Here is a 17,312-nt window from a genome sequence, read left to right as displayed (position 1 = left end):
AGGGTGGGGCCCCGGGCCCGCCCGCGCCGCGCGGCACGCCCGCCGGGAGGCGGGTGTCACCCGTCTGCCGGGGCCACGTCCCGCAGCAGATGGGCGTAGGCGGCCTCGTCGACGACGGGGGTGCCGAAGGCCCTCGCCTTGGCCGTCTTGGAGGTGCCGGCGTCCGGGTCGTTGGTCACCAGCAGGCTGGTGAGCCGGGAGACCGAGGTGGCGACGTGCAGCCCGGCCTCGACCGTGCGGTCCTCCAGGAGCTCCCGGTCGACGGAGGTGTCGCCGGAGAAGGCCACCCGCATGCCCTGCTTGAGCGGCTTGTCGCTCTCGTAGCGGCCGGGGTTGGGGTAGGGGCAGGCCGGCCGCTTCCGGGAGGGGCGCCAGCCGCCCGCCCCGTAGGAGTTCTGCCGGCCGACGAGCGGGCGGGCCGGCGCCGACGCCCACTCGGTGAGCGGGCGGCACTCCAGGAGCGGCAGCCGCACGCCCCGCTCCGCCGCCGCGTGGAGGCTGGGGCGGAAGGCCTCGGCGAGCACGCGCGCGTCGTCGAGCGCGTCGTGCGCCCGCTCCTGCACCACTCCGAAGTGGGCGGCGAGGGAGGCCAGCTTGTGGTTGGGCAGCGGCAGCGCCAGCTCCTTGGAGAGCGCGATGGTGCAGAGCCGGTGCTTCACCGGCGCGGTCCGCTCGGCGCGCGCGTACTCGCGGGCGATCATCTGCCAGTCGAACATGGCGTTGTGCGCGACGAGGACGCGCCCGTCGAGGCGGGCCGAGAACTCCTCGGCGATCTGGGCGAAGAGCGGCGCTCCCGCGAGGACGTCGCTGGTGAGGCCGTGGATCCAGACCGGGCCGGGGTCCCGCTCCGGGTTCACCAGCGTGTACCAGTGGTCCTCCACGTCGCCCTGCGCGTCGAGGCGGTAGACGGCGGCGGACACGATCCGGTCGTCGCGGGCGAGACCGGTGGTCTCCACGTCGACCACCGCGTACCCCTGGGGGTAGGCGGCCGGCCACGTCGCTGCAGTCGTACGGTCGTCGAGCATGGTCATTGAGAATACGGCCCGCGACCGACAGTGCCGCCCTCGGTGCCCCCTATGTCCGTGATGTCCCTCACTGTGGGGGGTGGGGAGCCCGCCAGGAGGCCCTCGACCAGGGCGCGGACGGAGACCGCGAAGAGCCGCTCCGGCTCGGGCGGGGCCGCCAGGGCGCGGGCGAGGAGCGGGTCGGCGCCGCCGGCCCCGGCGCCCCACAGCTCCTCCTCGGCCGGCGACTGGACCGGCGCCCGCTCGCGGTTGCGCTCCAGGAGCACGTACCCGACGACCTGGAAGGTGACCGCCCGGACCAGCTCGGCCGCCCGCTCGCCGCGCAGCCCCGCCGCGTGCGCCTCCCGCACCAGGGCCCGCTGGGCCGGCAGGAACATGCGCTCCGTCAGGCCCCGCTCGTGGACCATCGCCACCAGGTGCGGACGCTCGCGCAGCGCCCGGCGCAGGGCGTGCGCCACCGAGCCGATCCGCTCCACCGGGTCCTTCCCGTGCGGCCGGATCGCGCCGAGGTCGGCCACCGTCCGCTCGGCCAGCGCGTCGAGCAGCGACTCGCGGTTGCCCACGTGCCAGTAGATCGAGGTGACCGCCGTGCCGAGGGCGGCGGCGAGGCCGCGCATGGTGAGCCCGTCCGGCCCGTGCGCCCGCACCAGGGCCGCCGCGGCGTCCAGGACCTCCTCGCGGCTGAGCGCCGGGCGTGCCATGCGGCCCCCCTTTCCTGATGCGCCGTCAATTCACCGTGCGCACGCGTCTTTACCCTTCATCGGCGGCGGTGTAACAGTGTTACAGGCCGCCGGTCCGCTCGTCCGGGACGGCCGGCGGCCGTATCCGTCATCCGTCCGGAAGGGTGGTACGACATGGCACGAGTACGGTACGGGGCGCGCACCGAGGCGGAGGGCGCCGCCGCCCGCGCCGCCGCCGCGAGGCTCCCCGACATCTGGTCCACCGGGGTGGTCGCCCTCTGGGAGACCGATCCCGACGCGGTGGCGGCGGTCCTGCCGCCCCCGCTGAAGCCCACCGGGCGCCCCCTCGTCCGGGTCACCATCAGCAAGGTCGACCTGCCCGGCTACCCGCTGGGCGCCGGCTCGCTCTCCGTGGCCGCCGCCCACGGCGCGGTCGAGGGCTGGTACCCGCTGGTCATGCCGATGACCCACGAGCGGGCCCTGATCGGCGGGCGCGAGGTCTTCGGCGAGCCGAAGAAGCTCGGCGAGGTCGTCGTCGAGCGCGACGGCCTGGTGGTCGGCGCCCGGCTCGCCCGGCACGGCATCGCCTTCGTCGAGGTGCGCGGCGCGGTCTCCGGCCCGCTGCCGCTGCCCGGACCGGTCGAGAAGACCGACTTCTACTTCAAGTTCCTGCCCGGCGTGGACGGCTCCGGCTTCGACGCCGACCCCGTCCTCGTCCACTGCGTCCGCAACGAGAGGGTCCGCAGGCTGGAGCGGGTCACTGGCGACGTCGTCCTGCGCGAGTCGATGTACGACCCGGTCGCCGACCTCCCGGTCCGCCGGCTCGTCGAGATCACCCTCGGCGAGAAGACCTCCGACCAGCGCGGCCGGGTCGCCGAGCGGGTCTCCGCCGAGGCCCTGCTGCCCTACGTCCACCAGCGCTACGACGATCCCGCGCAGATCCTCGACGGCCCCCCGGAAGGAAGCGTCTGATGGAACTCCGGGAGGGGCAGGTCGCCGTCGTCACGGGTGCGGCGAGCGGCATCGGCCGGGCCATGGCCCGCCGCTTCGCCGCCGAGGGGCTCGCGGTCGTCCTCGGCGACGTCGAGGAGGGGCCGCTCGCCGAGGCCGCCGACGAGCTGGCCGCGGACGGGGCGCGGGTCCTCGCCCGCACGGTCGACGTCTCCGACCCGGAGGCGGTGCGGGCCCTCGCCGACGCCGCCTTCGACGCCTTCGGAGCCGTCCACGTCCTCTGCAACAACGCGGGCGTCGGCTCCGGCGCCGAGGGCCGCATGTGGGAGCACGAGCCCAACGACTGGAAGTGGGCCTTCTCCGTCAACGTCTGGGGCGTCTTCCACGGCGTCCAGGCCTTCGTCCCCCGCATGCTCGCGAGCGGCGAACCCGGCCACGTCGTCAACACCTCCTCCGGCGACGGCGGCATCGCCCCGCTGCCCACCGCCTCCGTCTACGCGGTCACCAAGGCGGCCGTCGTCACCCTGACCGAGTCCCTCTACGCCCACCTGCGGGCCGAGCACGCGCGCGTGGGCGCCTCCGTGCTCTTCCCCGGGCCCCACATGCTCCGCACCGGCCTGTGGGAGTCGCACCGCAACCGGCCCGAGCGGTACGCCAAGGAGCGCCCGCGCCGGACCCCGTACCGCTCGCTCGACCAGTGGGAGGCCGCCATGAAGGAGGCCGGCCACGAGATCGCCTTCACCCCGGTGGAGGAGGTCGCCGAGCACGTCGTCGAGGGGATCAGGGCCGACCGGTTCTGGATGCTCCCGGCGAGCGAGCACAGCGACCGGCAGATCAGGGCGCGCGCCCGGTCGATGCTCGACCGCGCGAACCCGTCGTACCTGGAGAGCTTCATCCTCGACTGACCCGACCGAGGGGCATGGCCATGAGCTGTGAGGACCCGTACCTGATCATCTCGTCCGACTGTCACGCCGGGCTCCCCACCGAGGAGTACCGGCCCTATCTGGAGTCCCGCTTCCACGGCGCCTTCGACGACTTCCTCGCCGGACGCCAGGCCCGCCGCGAGGCCATGACCCGCCTCGGGGTCCGCAACGAGGACTTCGCGGCCAAGTGGTTCAGCGACCACGAGGAGGGCCTGCGCGGCGGCTGGGACCACGCGCAGCGGATCAAGGAGCTGGACGGCGACGGCGTCGCCGCCGAGGTCGTCTTCCCCGACGCGGACGCCGTCGACAGCCAGACCGCCGCCCCCTTCGGCGTCGGCCTCGGCCTCTCCGGCGACCAGGACCCCGAGCTGGGCATGGCGGGGGCCAGGGCGCACAACCGCTGGCTCGCCGAGTTCGTCGCCCACGACCCGGCCCGGCACTGCGGCGTCGCCCTCCTCCCCGTCACCGCCGACGTCCGCGAGGTCGTCGCCGAGATCCACCGGGCCAGGGAGTCCGGGCTCGGCGCCCTGATGATCCCGTCCATGTGGGTCGACAAGGCGCCCTACCACGACCGGCGGTACGACCCGGTGTGGGCGGCCGCCGCCGAGACCGGGATGCCCGTCGTCACCCACTCCGGGGCCGCGCCCCGCGAGGAGTACGGCGACCACCTCGGCATCTACGTCTCCGAGGTCACCTGGTGGCCGGCCCGGCCCCTGTGGTTCCTCCTCTGGTCCGGGGTCTTCGAGCGCCACCCCGGGCTGCGGTTCGGCGTCGCCGAGTCCGGCTGCTGGTGGCTGCCGAACCTGCTGTGGTTCATGGACCGGCTCTACCTCGGCGCCCACGGTGGCAAGAAGCTCTCGCCCTTCGCCGAGCTGGGGCGCCCCCCGAGCGAGTACCTGGACCGGCAGGTCTTCGTCTGCGCCACCAACACCAAGCGGCGCGAGCTGGCGCAGCGGTACGAGATCGGCGTCGACAACATCCTGTGGGGCTCGGACTTCCCGCACCCCGAGGGCACCTGGCCGGACACCCGGAACTGGCTGCGGAACACCTTCCACGACATCCCGGTGGGGGAGACCCGGCGGATGCTGGGCCTGGCCGCCGCCGAGGTCTTCGGATTCGATCTCCGGAAGCTGGAGCCGATCGCCCGGCGGATCGGCCCCACCCCCGCGGACCTCGGCCAGCCCGCCGACCAGAGCGCCGTCGAGGCCTCCTGGGCCCGCTCCCGCGAGACCGGCCGGCACTGGCTCACCGGCGGCGACTTCCCGGTCACGGGACCGGCCGCGGAGGTGGCCCCGTGACCGACCCCGCCGCGGCCCCCGCCGACCGCTACACCGTGATCTCCGCCGACTGCCACGCCGGCGCCGACCTCCTCGACTACAGGCCGTACCTGGAGAAGCGCTTCCACGACGACTTCGACGCCTGGGCCGCCACGTACGTCAACCCCTACGAGGACCTCCTGGCCGACACCGCCGACCGCAACTGGAACTCCGGCCGGCGGCTGCGCGAGCTGGAGGAGGACGGCATCGTCGCCGAGGTCGTCTTCCCCAACACCATCCCGCCCTTCTTCCCCTCCGCCTCCCTGATGGCCCCCGCCCCCACCCCGGAGGAGTTCGAGCGGCGCTGGGCGGGCCTGCGCGCCCACAACCGCTGGCTCGCCGACTTCTGCGCCGAGGCCCCCGGCCGGCGGGCGGGCGTCGCGCAGATCCTCCTCAACGACGTCGACGAGGCCGTCCGCGAGATCCGCCGCACCCACGCGGCGGGCCTCACCGGCGGCGTCCTGCTCCCCGGCACCCCGCCGGGCAGCGGCCTGCCGGAGCTGTACGCGGAGGCGTACGACCCGATCTGGGCCGTCTGCGAGGAGCTGGGCGTCCCCGTCAACCACCACGGCGGCTCCGCCTCCCCGCCGCTCGGCGACGAACCCGCCGCCCGGGCCGTCTTCATGGTGGAGACCACCTGGTTCTCCCACCGGGCCCTGTGGCACCTGGTGTTCGGCGGCGCCTTCCGCCGCCACCCGGGCCTCAGGCTGGTCCTCACCGAGCAGGGCTCCGGCTGGATCCCCGGGGTGGTGGAGATGCTGGACTACTACCACGGGCGCCTCGTCGCGGCGGCGAGCCGGGCGGCCACCGCCGAGTCGAAGTTCGGCGCGGGCCTCGCGGACTCCATGGGCCGCAGCCCCGGCGAGGTCTGGCGGGAGAACTGCTTCGTCGGCGCCAGCTTCATGCGCCCGCACGAGGTGCCGCTGCGGGACCGGATCGGCCTCGACAAGATCATGTGGGGCAGCGACTACCCGCACGACGAGGGCACCGCCCCGTACTCCCGCGAAGGGCTCCGCCTCGCCTACGCGGGCCTGCCGCGCGCGGAGGTGGCGGCGATGGTCGGCGGCAACGCGGCCCGCGTCTACGGCTTCGACCTGGCCCTCCTCGACCGGCTCGCGGCCGTCCACGGGCCGTCCGTCGAGGAGATCGCCACCCCCCTGGAGAAGGTCCCGGAGGGCGCCACCAGCCCGGCCTTCGCCCCGGGCGGGTCGGTCCGCGTCTGGTGACCCGGGGGGTGCGACCCTCCTGAGGTGACCGCACCCCCCGCGCCCGAGGCCCACGGCGGGGCCCTCGGGTCCCGCCTCAACTGGCTCCGTGCCGCCGTGCTCGGGGCCAACGACGGCATCGTCTCCACCGCCGGCCTGGTGGTCGGCGTCGCCGGCGCCACCGAGTCCCAGGCCGCCCTGCTCACGGCCGGACTCTCCGGACTCCTGGCGGGCTCCCTCTCCATGGCGGTGGGGGAGTACGTCTCGGTCTCCGTCCAGCGCGACTCCGAGACCGCCGCCCTCGCCACCGAGAAGCAGGAGCTCCACGAGAGCCCCGAGGCCGAACTCGACGAGCTCACCCACCTCCTCACCGCCCGCGGCCTCACCCCGGACGTGGCCCGCGAGGCCGCCGTGCAGCTCACCGAACGCGACGCCCTCAAGGCCCACGCGCGCGTGGAGCTGGGCATCGACCCCGACGACCTCACCAACCCCTGGCACGCCGCCTGGGCCAGCTTCCTCGCCTTCACCGCCGGCGCGCTCCTCCCGCTCCTCGCGATCGTCCTGCCGCCCGCCTCCGTCCGCCTCTGGATCACCGTCGCCTCGGTCCTCGCCGCCCTCACCCTCACCGGCTGGTCGTCCGCCCGCCTCGCCGCGGCCCCCGCCCCCCGGGCCACCCTCCGCACCGTCGCGGGCGGCGCCCTGGCCATGGCCGTCACCTACGCGGCGGGCTCCCTCCTGGACGCGGCCGGGGTGTGACCGGAGGGCGGCGCTTGTCGGAAGCCGCCAAAGGCTGCTGACAAGTCGTCTCGCATACTTGTTGGTAACAACGTCTAGCCGTGCGGCGCGGCCGAGCCCTACCGTCGACGCCATGCCCAACCTGCCCGATGTCGTGCTCTGGTCCATACCGGCGTTCGTGCTGCTCACCGTCGTGGAGGTGGTCGGCGTCCGGCTGCGTCCCGACGAGGACGCCGCCGGATACGAGGCGAAGGACGCCGTCACCAGCGTCGGCATGGGGCTCGGCAGCCTCGCCTTCGACGCCCTGTGGAAGATCCCGATCGTCGCGATCTACACCGCGGTGTACGAGCTGACGCCGCTGCGGGTGCCCGTGCTGTGGTGGACGGTCCCGCTGATGCTGCTCGCGCAGGACTTCCTCTACTACTGGCAGCACCGCGGCCACCACGTCATCCGGATCCTCTGGGCCTGCCACGTCGTCCACCACAGCAGCCGCAGGTTCAACCTCACCACCGCGCTGCGCCAGCCCTGGACCAGCGTCACCGGCTGGCCGTTCTACCTGCCGATGATCGCCCTCGGCGTGCACCCGGCCGCCGTCGCCTTCTGCTACTCGGTCAACCTCGTCTACCAGTTCTGGATCCACACCGAGCGCGTCGGCAAGCTGCCCCGGCCCTTCGAGTACGTCCTCAACACCCCCTCCCACCACCGCGTCCACCACGCCTCCCAGGGCGGCTACCTGGACCGCAACTTCGGCGGGATCCTGATCGTCTGGGACCGGATGTTCGGCTCCTGGGTCGGCGAGACCGAGCGGCCCGTCTACGGCCTCACCAAGAACATCGAGACCTACAACCCGCTCCGCGTCGCCACCCACGAGTACGCCGCCATCGCCCGCGACGTCCGCGCCGCCGGCGACTGGCGCGAGCGCGCCGGACGCGTCTTCCGCGGCCCCGGCTGGCAGCCCCGGCCCCGCACCGCCCCGCACCCCGACGACCGGACCGCCCCGGAGCCCGCCGCGTGAACACCCTGTCCCGGAGCCTGCTCGGCGCCTTCGTCCTCGCCGCCGTCGTCGACCTCGGCTCGCTCCTCGCCGGCGCGGACACCGGCCACCTGGTCGCCAAGCCGCTCCTGATGCCGCTGCTCGCCGCGTACGCCGCCACCCGCGGCGCTCCCCGGCTGCTGGTCGCCGCCCTCCTCCTCGGCTGGGGCGGGGACGTCTTCCTCCTGTTCGACGCCGACTGGGCCTTCCTCGTCGGCATGGGCTCCTTCGCCCTCGGCCACGTCTGCTACCTCACCCTCTTCGGCCGGCGCCGCACCTCCCCGGCCCTCGGCGCGCTCTACGCCCTCGCCCTCGCCGGCACCGTCGTCGCCCTCTGGCCCGACCTCCCCGCCGACCTGCGGATCCCCGTCGCCGGCTACTCCCTGCTGCTCACCGCGATGGCCTACCGGGCGAGCGCGCTCGGCGTCCTCGCCGGCACCGGCGGCGCGCTGTTCCTGCTCTCCGACACCCTCATCGCCACCGGCATCGCCGACTGGCCCCAGCTGCCGGTCCCCGACTTCTGGGTCATGCTGACCTACATCGCCGCCCAGTACCTGCTGACGGCGGGTGCCCTGCAAGCGATGTACGGTGAACGTCGTACGACTAGCTGACCCGGACGAGGAACCATGCGCGCCACCACCATTCACGCCCCCTTCGACATGCGCGTGGAGGAGGTGCCCGACCCGGTCGTGCAGGACCCCACCGACGTCGTCGTGCGGGTCCTGCGCGCCTGCATCTGCGGCAGCGACCTGTGGGCCTACCGCGGCGAGTCCGCCCGGCAGCCCGGCCAGCGCATCGGCCACGAGTTCCTCGGCGTCGTCGAGGCGGCCGGCTCCGAGGTCCGCGGCTTCCGCGCCGGCGACCTCGTCGTCGCCCCCTTCGTCTGGTCCGACGGCACCTGCGACTACTGCGCCGAGGGCCTCCAGACCTCCTGCCCCCGCGGCGGCTTCTGGGGCTCCGCGGGCTCCGACGGCGGCCAGGGCGAGGCCGTCCGCGTCCCCTTCGGCGACGGCACCCTCGTCAAGCTCCCCGCCGACGCCGCCTCCGACGACCGGCTGCTCACCGCCCTGCTCGCCCTCTCCGACGTCATGGGCACCGGCCACCACGCCGCCCTCGGCGCCGGCGTCCGCCCCGGCTCCACCGTCGCCGTCGTCGGCGACGGCGCCGTCGGCCTCTGCGGCGTCCTCGCCGCCAGGCGGCTCGGTGCCGAGCGGATCATCGCCCTCGGCCGCCACACCGCCCGCACCGACATCGCCCGCACCTTCGGCGCCACCGACGTCGTCGCCGAGCGCGGCGAGGCCGCCGAGGCCGCGGTCCGCGAGCTCACCGGCGGCCAGGGCGCCCACGGCGTCATCGAGGCCGTCGGCACCGAGCAGTCCATGCGCACCGCCGTGAACATCACCCGAGACGGCGGCTCCATCGGCTACGTCGGCGTCCCGCACGGCTCCGGCACCGGCCTGGACCTCTCCGTCATGTTCGACCGGAACATCGCCCTGCGCGGCGGCGTCGCCCCCGTCCGCGCCTACCTCCCCGAGCTGCTCGCCGACGTCCTCGACGGCACCATCGACCCCTCCCCGGTCTTCGACCTGACCGTGGGCCTCGACGGCGTTCCCGGCGGCTACAAGGCCATGGACGAGCGCACCGCCCTCAAGGTCCTCGTCAAGCCGTAGCCCACGCCGGGGCGTCCGCCCCCGCGACGCCCGGCGGGCGCGACCAGCCCGCCGGGCCGCCCTCGTACGCCACCGGCGACACCGCGTGCCGCAGCCGCCCGAGCGGGCCCTCCGACTCCGCGAGGTACCGCCCGGGGTCGTACCGGGGGAGCCCGTGCGCCAGCCAGTGCCCGGTCTGCGCCAGCGCGAGCCGGACCAGCCGGCTGCCGCCCTCCCGCTCCTGCTCCGTCAGCGACCGCAGCACCGCCGCCGCCAGCAGGTACCCCGTCCCGTGGTCCAGGGCCTGCGCGGGCAGCGCCCCCGGCTCCTCGGCCGAACCCTCCTCCACCGCGATCCCGGTCGCCACCTGCACCAGGCTGTCGAAGCCCCGCCGGCCGCCCCACGGCCCGTAGTCGCCCCACGCCGACAGCCGCGCCGTCACCAGGCCCGGCCGCTCCAGGGCGTAGCGCTCCAGGGCCCCCGGCCGGTAGCCGGTCACCAGCACGTCCGCCGCGTCCAGCAGCTCGTCGAAGGTCCGCCGGTCCGCGGGCCGCTCCAGGTCCAGGGCCGCCGTCCGCTTCCCGACGTCCGTGTCCGCGTGCTGGTCCGCCAGCTCCGGACTGCCCGGCGGGTCGATCCGCAGCACGTCCGCGCCGAGCAGCGCCAGCGTCCGGGTCGCCACCGGTCCCGCGATCACCCGGGTCAGGTCGAGCACCCGCGGCGGTCCGGTGCGCCGCCGGGGCGGGGCCTCGTCGAGCCGCTCCCGGCTCAGCACCGGCCGCGCCGCCACCTCCCGGCCCTGCTCGTGGGCGGCCCACTCCCGGGGCGTCCGCAGCGCCACCGCGAGGCCCCCGGCGCCGTACACCGCCGTCTCCACGTCGACGGCCCTCCGCGCGCCGATCGCCTCCGCGACCGCCTCCACCGAGTCGGCCGCGCCCAGCGCCGCGAGCAGCGCGGCCCTGTGGTGCGGGTAGTTGGCGTGGGTGCGGACCCAGCCGTCGGACGCCCGCCAGAACCGCGACAGCGGCGCGAAGCTCACCGGCGCCCGCCCGTCCACCCGCAGGTGACGCTCGCTCACGAAGGCGGTGGCCACGGCCCCGTCGTCCACCCGCACCGGCCCCGCCGCGCCCGCGTGTTCCACGGCCGCGAGCCCGCAGACGGCGACCGTCGCCCGGGCCAGGTCCATCACCGGCAGCCGTGCCGGGAGCAGTCCCGACACCCCGCCGTACTCCACCCGGTCGAGCAGGGCGGGATCGCCGCCGAGGACCGACCACAGTGCTTCCGTACCGCTCCGAACCGTGCTCTCCATGCCCGCACTATGGCACCCCGTGCCACCCTGCGGACATGCGAAGGGCCCCGGTGCGGCAGACCGCACCGGGGCCCCGGGAACGCTAGGGCGTCACCACGTGCGGACGGCGTCCAGCGCGTCCACCAGACCGGCTCCGTAGAAGCCGTTCTTCTGCTTGCCGCCCTCGCAGACGGCGTCGATCTTGCCGTCGCCCTCGATGTCGTACGGGTTGGTGCAGGAGCGCTCGTCGGCCTGCGCGTACAGCAGCGCCTTGAGCGCGGCCGGGCTCGCCTTCGGGTGCGTCGACTTCAGCAGCGCGAGCACACCGGCGGCGTGCGGGGACGCCATCGACGTGCCGGCCTTGTAGTTGTAGCCGCCGTTGACCGTGGTCGACAGGATGCGGCCGTTGACCGCCGGGGCGTCCGGGGTCTGGTACTCGGTGCGGTCGCCGCCGGGGGCGGCGATGTCGATGACGCCGAGACCGTAGTTCGAGTAGGACGCCTTCAGGTCCTTCGCGCCGGTCGCGGAGACCGTCACGACGCCCGGCAGCTGGGCCGGGTAGTCGAAGCACTCGCTCGGGTCGATGACCCGGTCGCCCGGCACGGTGTCGTTCGGGCTGGAGTTGTCGACGATCTCGTCGGCGGCGAGGTCGAACTTGGAGTTGCCGGCCGCGGCCACGTTGACCGTGCCCTTCTTCTCCGCGTACCGGGTGGCCCGGGTGACCGCCTCGACGAGGGCCTTCTGGTCCTCGTCCGTCTTGCAGGCGAACATCCACGGGTCGGTGTAGTAGCTGTTGTTGGTGATGTCGACGCCGTGCTCGGCCGCCCACACGAAGCCGCAGACCACGGCCTCGGTGTAGAAGAAGCCGTCCGGGGTGGACACCTTGATGCCGGAGACCTTCACGCCCGGCGCGACGCCGGTGATGCCGACGCCGTTCTTCGCGGCGGCGATCGTGCCGGCCACGTGGGTGCCGTGGTCCGACTCGCCCGGGTTGGGACGCCACGAGCCGGGGGTGGTGTCCGGCTTGCCGGAGACGCAGTTGGCGGAGGCCGCGGCGTCGAAGTTCGGCGCCAGGTCCGGGTGGGTGTCGTCCACGCCGGTGTCGATGACGCCGACGGTGACCCGGCTGCTGCCGAGGGTCTTCTGGTGCGCCTTGTCGGCCTTGATGGCCGGGAGGTCCCACTGCAGGGGCTCCAGCGGGTCCTGCTCGCCGGAGGCGGTCGCCGCGGCGGCGGTGGCCTCGGCCGCGGTCAGCTCCTCGGTGGCACCGCCGACCGAGTCGTCGCCCTGCACGGTCAGCGGGGCGGTGCGGGTCGCACCCGCCGACACCACGCCGCGGGCCTTGCGGATCGTCTCCGCGAACGCGGGGTTCTGCGAGTGGACGACGATGACGCCTATCTGGTCGTACGCGATGACGACCTCGCCGCCGGCGGCGGCTATCGCCTTCTTCACCGAGGAGGCCGTCCAGCGGCCCCCCTCGATGTTGACGACGTACGAGAGCTTCTCGCCCGTCGCCGCGACGGTGGCGGCCGCCGGGGCATCGCTCAGTTCCGCGGCGGAGGCGGCGCCGGAGGGAAGGAAGCCGAGCGAAGCGGTGAGCGCGAGACCAGCAGGCAGAGCGAGTACTCGGCCGCGCCTCGATCCCAGATGAGCCATGGGTTCTCCACATCATCCGTATGTACTGCTCGCGCGCGGGGTTGCGCGCGGGCAGGTGCATGACGAGTGAAGCTATCGCTGATCTTCTCCGCTCATCAATGAGTTGAGAAGACTTGATGAAGATTCCCCCGAAGAATTCCCCTCCGCTGAACCACTTCGCATCGGGCTCCGTGCCGTTGAGCAGGGGAGGGGCTCCGGCAGGCGCCCCGTTCCCGCACCCCCAGGTGAGGCCCCCTTGACCATGCCGTCCGTCCCCGCGTCACGAGGAGATTCCGTGGCTACCGAAGCACCGCCGCCGCCGAGAAAGGGCACCGAGACCGACACCGGTCCCGCCCGGCCCACCACGGAGCAGTTCGTCGAGGTCCAGCAGAGCGAGGAGTTCGGCGAGCTGCGCCGCACCTACCGCTCCTTCGCCTTCCCCCTGACGGTCGCCTTCATCACCTGGTACCTGCTCTACGTCCTGCTCTCGAACTACGCGGGCGGCTTCATGGGCATCCGCCTGTTCGGCAACATCAACGTGGCGCTCGTCCTGGGCCTCGGCCAGTTCGCCACCACCTTCCTCATCGCCTGGCTCTACTCGCGCCACGCCGCCCGCAGCCTCGACCCCAAGGGCGAGGCCATCAAGGCCCGTATGGAGGGCGACGCATGAGCACCCTCGCCACCGCCCCGGTCCTGCTCGCCGCCGACAACGCCACCACCGAGCACCGGCCGCTGATCATCGCCCTCTTCGCGGCCTTCGTGATCGCCACCCTGGCCATCACCGTCTGGGCCGGCCGGCAGACCCGCAGCGCCGCCGACTTCTACGCCGGCGGCGGCCAGTTCACCGGCTTCCAGAACGGCCTCGCGATCTCCGGCGACTACATGTCCGCCGCGTCCTTCCTCGGCATCAGCGGCGCCATCGCCCTCTACGGCTACGACGGCTTCCTGTACTCGATCGGCTTCCTGGTCGCCTGGCTCGTCGCCCTGCTCCTGGTCGCCGAACCGCTGCGCAACTCCGGCCGCTTCACCATGGGCGACGTCCTCGCCTACCGGATGCGCCAGCGGCCGGTCCGCACCGCCGCGGGCACCTCCACCATCGTCGTCTCGATCTTCTACCTGCTCGCGCAGATGGCGGGCGCGGGCGTGCTCGTCTCGCTGCTGCTCGGCATCACCAGCGACGGCGGCAAGATCGCGATCGTCGCCCTGGTCGGCGTCCTGATGATCGTCTACGTGACCATCGGCGGCATGAAGGGCACCACCTGGGTGCAGATGGTGAAGGCGGTGCTGCTCATCGCGGGCACCCTCCTCATCACCTTCCTCATCCTGCTGAAGTTCGACTTCAACCTCTCCGACCTGCTCGGCGCCGCCGCCACCAACAGCGGCAAGGGCGAGGCCTTCCTGGAGCCCGGCCTCAAGTACGGCGTCAGCGCCACCTCGAAGCTCGACTTCCTCTCCCTCGGCATCGCCCTCGTCCTCGGCACCGCCGGCCTGCCGCACATCCTGATCCGCTTCTACACGGTGCCGACCGCCAAGGCCGCCCGGAAGTCGGTCAACTGGGCCATCGGCATCATCGGCGCCTTCTACCTGATGACAATCGTCCTCGGCTTCGGCGCCGCCGCCCTGCTCAGCGGCGACACCATCAAGGCGTCCAACAAGGCGGGCAACACGGCGGCCCCGCTCACCGCCCTGGAGGTCGGCGGCGGCGCCGACTCCACCGCCGGCGCGATCCTCCTCGCCGTCATCTCCGCCGTCGCCTTCGCCACCATCCTGGCCGTCGTCGCCGGTCTGACCCTCGCCTCCTCCTCGTCCTTCGCGCACGACATCTACGCCAACGTGATCAAGCGCGGGAAGGCCACCGAGAAGCAGGAGATGCGGGCCGCCCGCTGGTCCACCGTCTTCATCGGCGTCGTCTCGATCGGCCTCGGCGCGCTCGCCCGCGACCTGAACGTCGCCGGACTGGTGGCCCTCGCCTTCGCGGTCGCCGCCTCGGCCAACCTGCCGACGATCCTCTACTCGCTCTTCTGGAAGCGGTTCACCACCCAGGGCGCCCTCTGGTCGATCTACGGCGGCCTGATCTCCTCCGTCGTCCTCGTCCTCTTCTCCCCGGTCGTCTCCGGCGCGCCGACCTCCATGTTCAAGGGCGTCGACTTCCACTGGTTCCCGCTGGAGAACCCGGGCCTGATCTCCATCCCGCTCGGCTTCCTCCTCGGCTGGCTCGGCTCGCTCCTCTCCAAGGAGGAGCCGGACAAGGGCAAGTACGCCGAGCTGGAGGTCAAGTCCCTCACCGGTGTCGGCACCGCCGCCGCGGTCGAGCACTGACCCCGCCGGGCGCCCGCTGACCGCAGCGCACCCGCTCGTATACGTTCCGCAGCGTTTCCCCGGCCGCGTCGTAGAGTTCTACGACGCGGCCGGTGCCGTCCTCGTGACAATCGGCCCGTGCCCGATGTCCGACCGGTCACGTAGGCTCGAACGAGAAGCCAACCTGGAGAAGGGGAGGGGGGACCGGTGCTCCTCGACACGTACGGCCGAGTCGCCACTGACCTGCGCGTTTCCCTCACCGACCGGTGCAATCTGCGCTGCACCTACTGCATGCCGGAAGAGGGCCTGCAGTGGCTGGCCAAGCCCGACCTCCTCACCGACGACGAGATCGTCCGGCTGATCCGGATCGCCGTCACCGACCTCGGCGTCACCGAGGTCCGCTTCACCGGCGGCGAGCCGCTGCTCCGTCCCGGCCTCGTGGGGATCGTCGAGCGCTGCGCGGCCCTGGAGCCCCGCCCGAAGATGTCCCTGACGACCAACGGCATCGGGCTCAAGCGCACCGCCACCGCCCTCGAGGCGGCGGGCCTGGACCGGGTCAACGTCTCGCTGGACACCCTGCGGCCCGAGGTCTTCAAGACCCTCACCCGCCGCGACCGCCACCGCGACGTCCTCGACGGCATGGCCGCCGCCCGCGAGGCCGGCCTCACCCCGGTGAAGGTCAACGCGGTCCTGATGCCCGGGCTCAACGAGGACGAGGCCCCCGACCTGCTCGCCTGGGCGATCGAGGAGGGGTACGAGCTCCGCTTCATCGAGCAGATGCCGCTCGACGCCCAGCACGGCTGGAAGCGCGACGGCATGATCACCGCCGGGGACATCCTGGAGTCGCTGCGCACCCGCTTCACCCTCACCCCCGAGGGCTCCGAGGAGCGCGGCTCCGCCCCGGCCGAGCGCTGGGTCGTGGACGGCGGGCCGCACACGGTCGGTGTCATCGCCTCCGTGACCCGCCCGTTCTGCCGGGCCTGCGACCGCACCCGGCTCACCGCCGACGGCCAGATCCGCACCTGCCTCTTCGCCACCGAGGAGACCGACCTGCGGGCCGCGCTCCGCGCGGACGCCCCGTCCCCCGCGTCGGACGCGGCGGTCGCGGAGCTGTGGAAGAAGGCGATGTGGGGGAAGAAGGCGGGCTCGGGCCTCGACGACCCGAGCTTCCTCCAGCCGGACCGCCCGATGTCAGCGATCGGCGGCTGACTCCCCGTCCGCGTCCCACTCGGCCAGCGGCACGACGTCCTTCAGGAAGCCCCGCACGCCCAGGAACTGGGAGAGGTGCTCGCGGTGCTCCTCGCAGGCGAGCCAGGTCTTGCGCCGCTCCGGCGTGTGCACCTTGGGGTTGTTCCAGGCGAGCACCCAGACGGCGTCGGCCCGGCAGCCCTTCGCGGAGCAGATCGGCTTCTCGTCACTCACGGGACCATTGATCACCGGAACATTGTCCAGCAAGGGCGATGCCGAGCAGCCACGGGGGGAGCTGCCCGGCATCGGTCCGTCGCTCCGACGGGGGATGCGGAGCGCGTACGCAGTATGTCACGGCACCCCGGGTGCGGTGCACCGGAACTTCATGATTGATCTGAGCTTTTCTTGAGGTTCCCGGCGGCTTTCCCGCCACGTTCCGTGACCGGGGCAGGACCGCCCCGATCAGCCCTGCCCGTACGGGCGTTCCGCTCCGGATTCCGCTCCGTCGCCGCCCGCGCCGAGCGCCGGCCGCACCGGCGCCGTCAGGTACGCCGACGGCAGCGCGGGCGCCGACTCGCGGCCCGCGTTCGCGATCACCACCGCGACGTACGGCAGCAGCACCCCGAGCGCCAGCGCGACGACCGCCACGTGCCGTTCGACGTTCCACAGCACCGCGGCCGCGATCACGGAGAGCGTCCGGACGCCCATGGAGATGACGTACCGCCGCTGCCTGCCCCGGACGTCGTCCGCGAGACCCTGCCGGGCCCCGGTGATCCGGAAGACCTCGGGTCCGCCGCGCTTCCGCATCGCGTTCCACCACCCGCCGCTCGCGCCGGACCCTCCCCGGTCCGGACCTCGGACCACCGTACGCCCCCGGGCCGGGGCCGACGAGACCGGGGCACGTTCGGCGGCGTCCGACATGCGCCGTATGGCCGACGGGCCGAGACTGGGGCCACGTGCGCAGAAGGAGGCGACTATGAGCTGGTTGTGGGCGATCATCGTCGGATTCGTCCTGGGCCTGATCGCGAAGGCGATCCTGCCGGGCAAGCAGCAGATCCCGCTCTGGCTGACGACGATCTTCGGCATCCTGGGCAGCATCCTGGGCAACGCGGTCGCCGGCTGGATCGGCGTCGAGGACACCAAGGGCATCGACTGGACCCGGCACCTGCTCCAGCTCATCGGCGCCGTGCTCGTGGTCGGCGTCGGCGACATGGTCTGGGCCTCGATCAAGGGCAACAGACAGCGCGCCTGACGCGCCCGGAGACCCGGGAGGGCCGGGGGGGCGGGGGGGGGGCGGACCGGGGCGCCCCGGGTGTGTGGGCGGGGGGTGAGCCGGGGGTCAGGAACCCGGGCCGGGGGGTGTTTCCGCGCCGCCGCACCAGCCCC

At 73.4% G+C, this 17,312-nt stretch carries 18 protein-coding genes; 12 read left to right on the top strand and 6 right to left on the bottom strand.

The genetic code is table 11. From position 1 onward, the window contains the following. Positions 1-56: 56 nt before the first annotated feature. Together ACFW6A_RS00090 and ACFW6A_RS00085 are read right to left on the bottom strand one after the other, a co-directional pair. Entirely contained in the window at positions 57-1,031 is a 975-nt protein-coding gene (locus ACFW6A_RS00090) for a DEDDh family exonuclease (protein ID WP_386637909.1), read from the bottom strand. Then, positions 1,028-1,726: a TetR/AcrR family transcriptional regulator gene (locus tag ACFW6A_RS00085; RefSeq protein ID WP_386637906.1), complete on the bottom strand. Its 699-nt coding sequence runs from the start codon at positions 1,724-1,726 to the stop codon at positions 1,028-1,030. The genes ACFW6A_RS00090 and ACFW6A_RS00085 overlap by 4 nt, the downstream gene beginning before the upstream one ends. Before the next feature lie 153 nt (positions 1,727-1,879). Here ACFW6A_RS00085 and ACFW6A_RS00080 point away from each other — a divergent pair, with 153 nt between their 5' ends. The 8 genes from ACFW6A_RS00080 to ACFW6A_RS00045 all read left to right on the top strand — a co-directional run bounded on the left by ACFW6A_RS00080 (position 1,880) and on the right by ACFW6A_RS00045 (position 9,538). Then, entirely contained in the window at positions 1,880-2,677 is a 798-nt protein-coding gene (locus tag ACFW6A_RS00080; RefSeq protein WP_351842164.1) for an acetoacetate decarboxylase family protein, read from the top strand. Then, positions 2,677-3,561 carry an SDR family NAD(P)-dependent oxidoreductase gene (locus tag ACFW6A_RS00075; RefSeq protein WP_351842162.1) on the top strand — a complete coding sequence of 295 codons (885 nt, stop codon included), beginning with the start codon at positions 2,677-2,679 and terminating at the stop codon, positions 3,559-3,561. Before ACFW6A_RS00080 ends, ACFW6A_RS00075 begins: the two co-directional genes overlap by 1 nt. 20 nt (positions 3,562-3,581) lie before the next feature. Next, a complete protein-coding gene (locus ACFW6A_RS00070; protein WP_351842160.1) occupies positions 3,582-4,877 on the top strand; it encodes an amidohydrolase family protein in 1,296 nt (431 codons plus the stop codon). Then, entirely contained in the window at positions 4,874-6,121 is a 1,248-nt protein-coding gene (locus ACFW6A_RS00065) for an amidohydrolase family protein (RefSeq protein WP_386637903.1), read from the top strand. The genes ACFW6A_RS00070 and ACFW6A_RS00065 overlap by 4 nt, the downstream gene beginning before the upstream one ends. Positions 6,122-6,145: 24 nt before the next feature. Beyond that, a complete protein-coding gene (locus tag ACFW6A_RS00060; protein ID WP_386637900.1) occupies positions 6,146-6,856 on the top strand; it encodes a VIT family protein in 711 nt (236 codons plus the stop codon). 112 nt (positions 6,857-6,968) lie between these two features. Beyond that, the gene (locus ACFW6A_RS00055; RefSeq protein WP_351842154.1) at positions 6,969-7,850 is read left to right on the top strand and encodes a sterol desaturase family protein; all 882 of its coding nucleotides are present in this window, start codon (positions 6,969-6,971) and stop codon (positions 7,848-7,850) included. Next, entirely contained in the window at positions 7,847-8,479 is a 633-nt protein-coding gene (locus tag ACFW6A_RS00050; protein WP_351842152.1) for a lysoplasmalogenase, read from the top strand. The genes ACFW6A_RS00055 and ACFW6A_RS00050 overlap by 4 nt, the downstream gene beginning before the upstream one ends. A gap of 15 nt (positions 8,480-8,494) precedes the next feature. Beyond that, complete coding sequence (locus ACFW6A_RS00045) at positions 8,495-9,538, top strand: zinc-dependent alcohol dehydrogenase family protein (RefSeq protein ID WP_351842150.1); 1,044 nt, start codon at positions 8,495-8,497, stop codon at positions 9,536-9,538. Here ACFW6A_RS00045 and ACFW6A_RS00040 read toward each other — a convergent pair. Beyond that, a complete protein-coding gene (locus tag ACFW6A_RS00040) occupies positions 9,528-10,826 on the bottom strand; it encodes a CoA transferase (protein ID WP_351842148.1) in 1,299 nt (432 codons plus the stop codon). The two genes, ACFW6A_RS00045 and ACFW6A_RS00040, sit on opposite strands and share 11 nt — an antisense overlap. 90 nt (positions 10,827-10,916) lie before the next feature. Then, the gene (locus ACFW6A_RS00035; protein WP_351842146.1) at positions 10,917-12,461 is read right to left on the bottom strand and encodes a S8 family serine peptidase; all 1,545 of its coding nucleotides are present in this window, start codon (positions 12,459-12,461) and stop codon (positions 10,917-10,919) included. Between the two features lie 274 nt (positions 12,462-12,735). Here ACFW6A_RS00035 and ACFW6A_RS00030 point away from each other — a divergent pair, with 274 nt between their 5' ends. From ACFW6A_RS00030 to moaA, 3 genes are all read left to right on the top strand, one after another. Further along, complete coding sequence (locus ACFW6A_RS00030; protein ID WP_351842144.1) at positions 12,736-13,110, top strand: DUF485 domain-containing protein; 375 nt, start codon at positions 12,736-12,738, stop codon at positions 13,108-13,110. Beyond that, complete coding sequence (locus ACFW6A_RS00025) at positions 13,107-14,759, top strand: cation acetate symporter (protein WP_351842142.1); 1,653 nt, start codon at positions 13,107-13,109, stop codon at positions 14,757-14,759. The genes ACFW6A_RS00030 and ACFW6A_RS00025 overlap by 4 nt, the downstream gene beginning before the upstream one ends. Before the next feature lie 186 nt (positions 14,760-14,945). Further along, positions 14,946-15,947, top strand: coding sequence for a GTP 3',8-cyclase MoaA (gene moaA / locus ACFW6A_RS00020; RefSeq protein ID WP_351842140.1), 1,002 nt, complete (start codon positions 14,946-14,948; stop codon positions 15,945-15,947). On the opposite strand, the gene ACFW6A_RS00015 is transcribed toward moaA, so the two are convergent. Continuing rightward, positions 15,930-16,160, bottom strand: coding sequence for a hypothetical protein (locus ACFW6A_RS00015; protein WP_351842138.1), 231 nt, complete (start codon positions 16,158-16,160; stop codon positions 15,930-15,932). The two genes, moaA and ACFW6A_RS00015, sit on opposite strands and share 18 nt — an antisense overlap. Before the next feature lie 228 nt (positions 16,161-16,388). Next, positions 16,389-16,733 carry a DUF3099 domain-containing protein gene (locus tag ACFW6A_RS00010; protein WP_351842136.1) on the bottom strand — a complete coding sequence of 115 codons (345 nt, stop codon included), beginning with the start codon at positions 16,731-16,733 and terminating at the stop codon, positions 16,389-16,391. A 169-nt stretch (positions 16,734-16,902) separates the two neighbouring features. Here ACFW6A_RS00010 and ACFW6A_RS00005 point away from each other — a divergent pair, with 169 nt between their 5' ends. Next, complete coding sequence (locus tag ACFW6A_RS00005) at positions 16,903-17,178, top strand: GlsB/YeaQ/YmgE family stress response membrane protein (RefSeq protein ID WP_351842134.1); 276 nt, start codon at positions 16,903-16,905, stop codon at positions 17,176-17,178. The last annotated feature ends 134 nt before the right edge of the window (positions 17,179-17,312 follow it).

This window comes from Streptomyces sp. NPDC058758 (genome assembly GCF_042746075.1).
Lineage (GTDB): Bacteria > Actinomycetota > Actinomycetes > Streptomycetales > Streptomycetaceae > Streptomyces.
This window is presented reverse-complemented; position numbering and strand designations above follow the sequence as displayed.

What these genes read in the sequence shown, in the direction of transcription:
- ACFW6A_RS00075 (WP_351842162.1), top strand. Translation starts at nt 2,677, where the DNA reads ATGGAACTCCGGGAGGGGCAGGTCGCCGTCGTCACGGGTGCGGCGAGC.
- ACFW6A_RS00040 (WP_351842148.1), bottom strand. Translation starts at nt 10,826, where the DNA reads ATGGAGAGCACGGTTCGGAGCGGTACGGAAGCACTGTGGTCGGTCCTC.
- ACFW6A_RS00090 (WP_386637909.1), bottom strand. Translation starts at nt 1,031, where the DNA reads ATGACCATGCTCGACGACCGTACGACTGCAGCGACGTGGCCGGCCGCC.
- ACFW6A_RS00005 (WP_351842134.1), top strand. Translation starts at nt 16,903, where the DNA reads ATGAGCTGGTTGTGGGCGATCATCGTCGGATTCGTCCTGGGCCTGATC.
- ACFW6A_RS00045 (WP_351842150.1), top strand. Translation starts at nt 8,495, where the DNA reads ATGCGCGCCACCACCATTCACGCCCCCTTCGACATGCGCGTGGAGGAG.
- ACFW6A_RS00025 (WP_351842142.1), top strand. Translation starts at nt 13,107, where the DNA reads ATGAGCACCCTCGCCACCGCCCCGGTCCTGCTCGCCGCCGACAACGCC.
- ACFW6A_RS00035 (WP_351842146.1), bottom strand. Translation starts at nt 12,461, where the DNA reads ATGGCTCATCTGGGATCGAGGCGCGGCCGAGTACTCGCTCTGCCTGCT.
- ACFW6A_RS00055 (WP_351842154.1), top strand. Translation starts at nt 6,969, where the DNA reads ATGCCCAACCTGCCCGATGTCGTGCTCTGGTCCATACCGGCGTTCGTG.
- ACFW6A_RS00070 (WP_351842160.1), top strand. Translation starts at nt 3,582, where the DNA reads ATGAGCTGTGAGGACCCGTACCTGATCATCTCGTCCGACTGTCACGCC.
- ACFW6A_RS00080 (WP_351842164.1), top strand. Translation starts at nt 1,880, where the DNA reads ATGGCACGAGTACGGTACGGGGCGCGCACCGAGGCGGAGGGCGCCGCC.
- ACFW6A_RS00085 (WP_386637906.1), bottom strand. Translation starts at nt 1,726, where the DNA reads ATGGCACGCCCGGCGCTCAGCCGCGAGGAGGTCCTGGACGCCGCGGCG.
- ACFW6A_RS00010 (WP_351842136.1), bottom strand. Translation starts at nt 16,733, where the DNA reads ATGCGGAAGCGCGGCGGACCCGAGGTCTTCCGGATCACCGGGGCCCGG.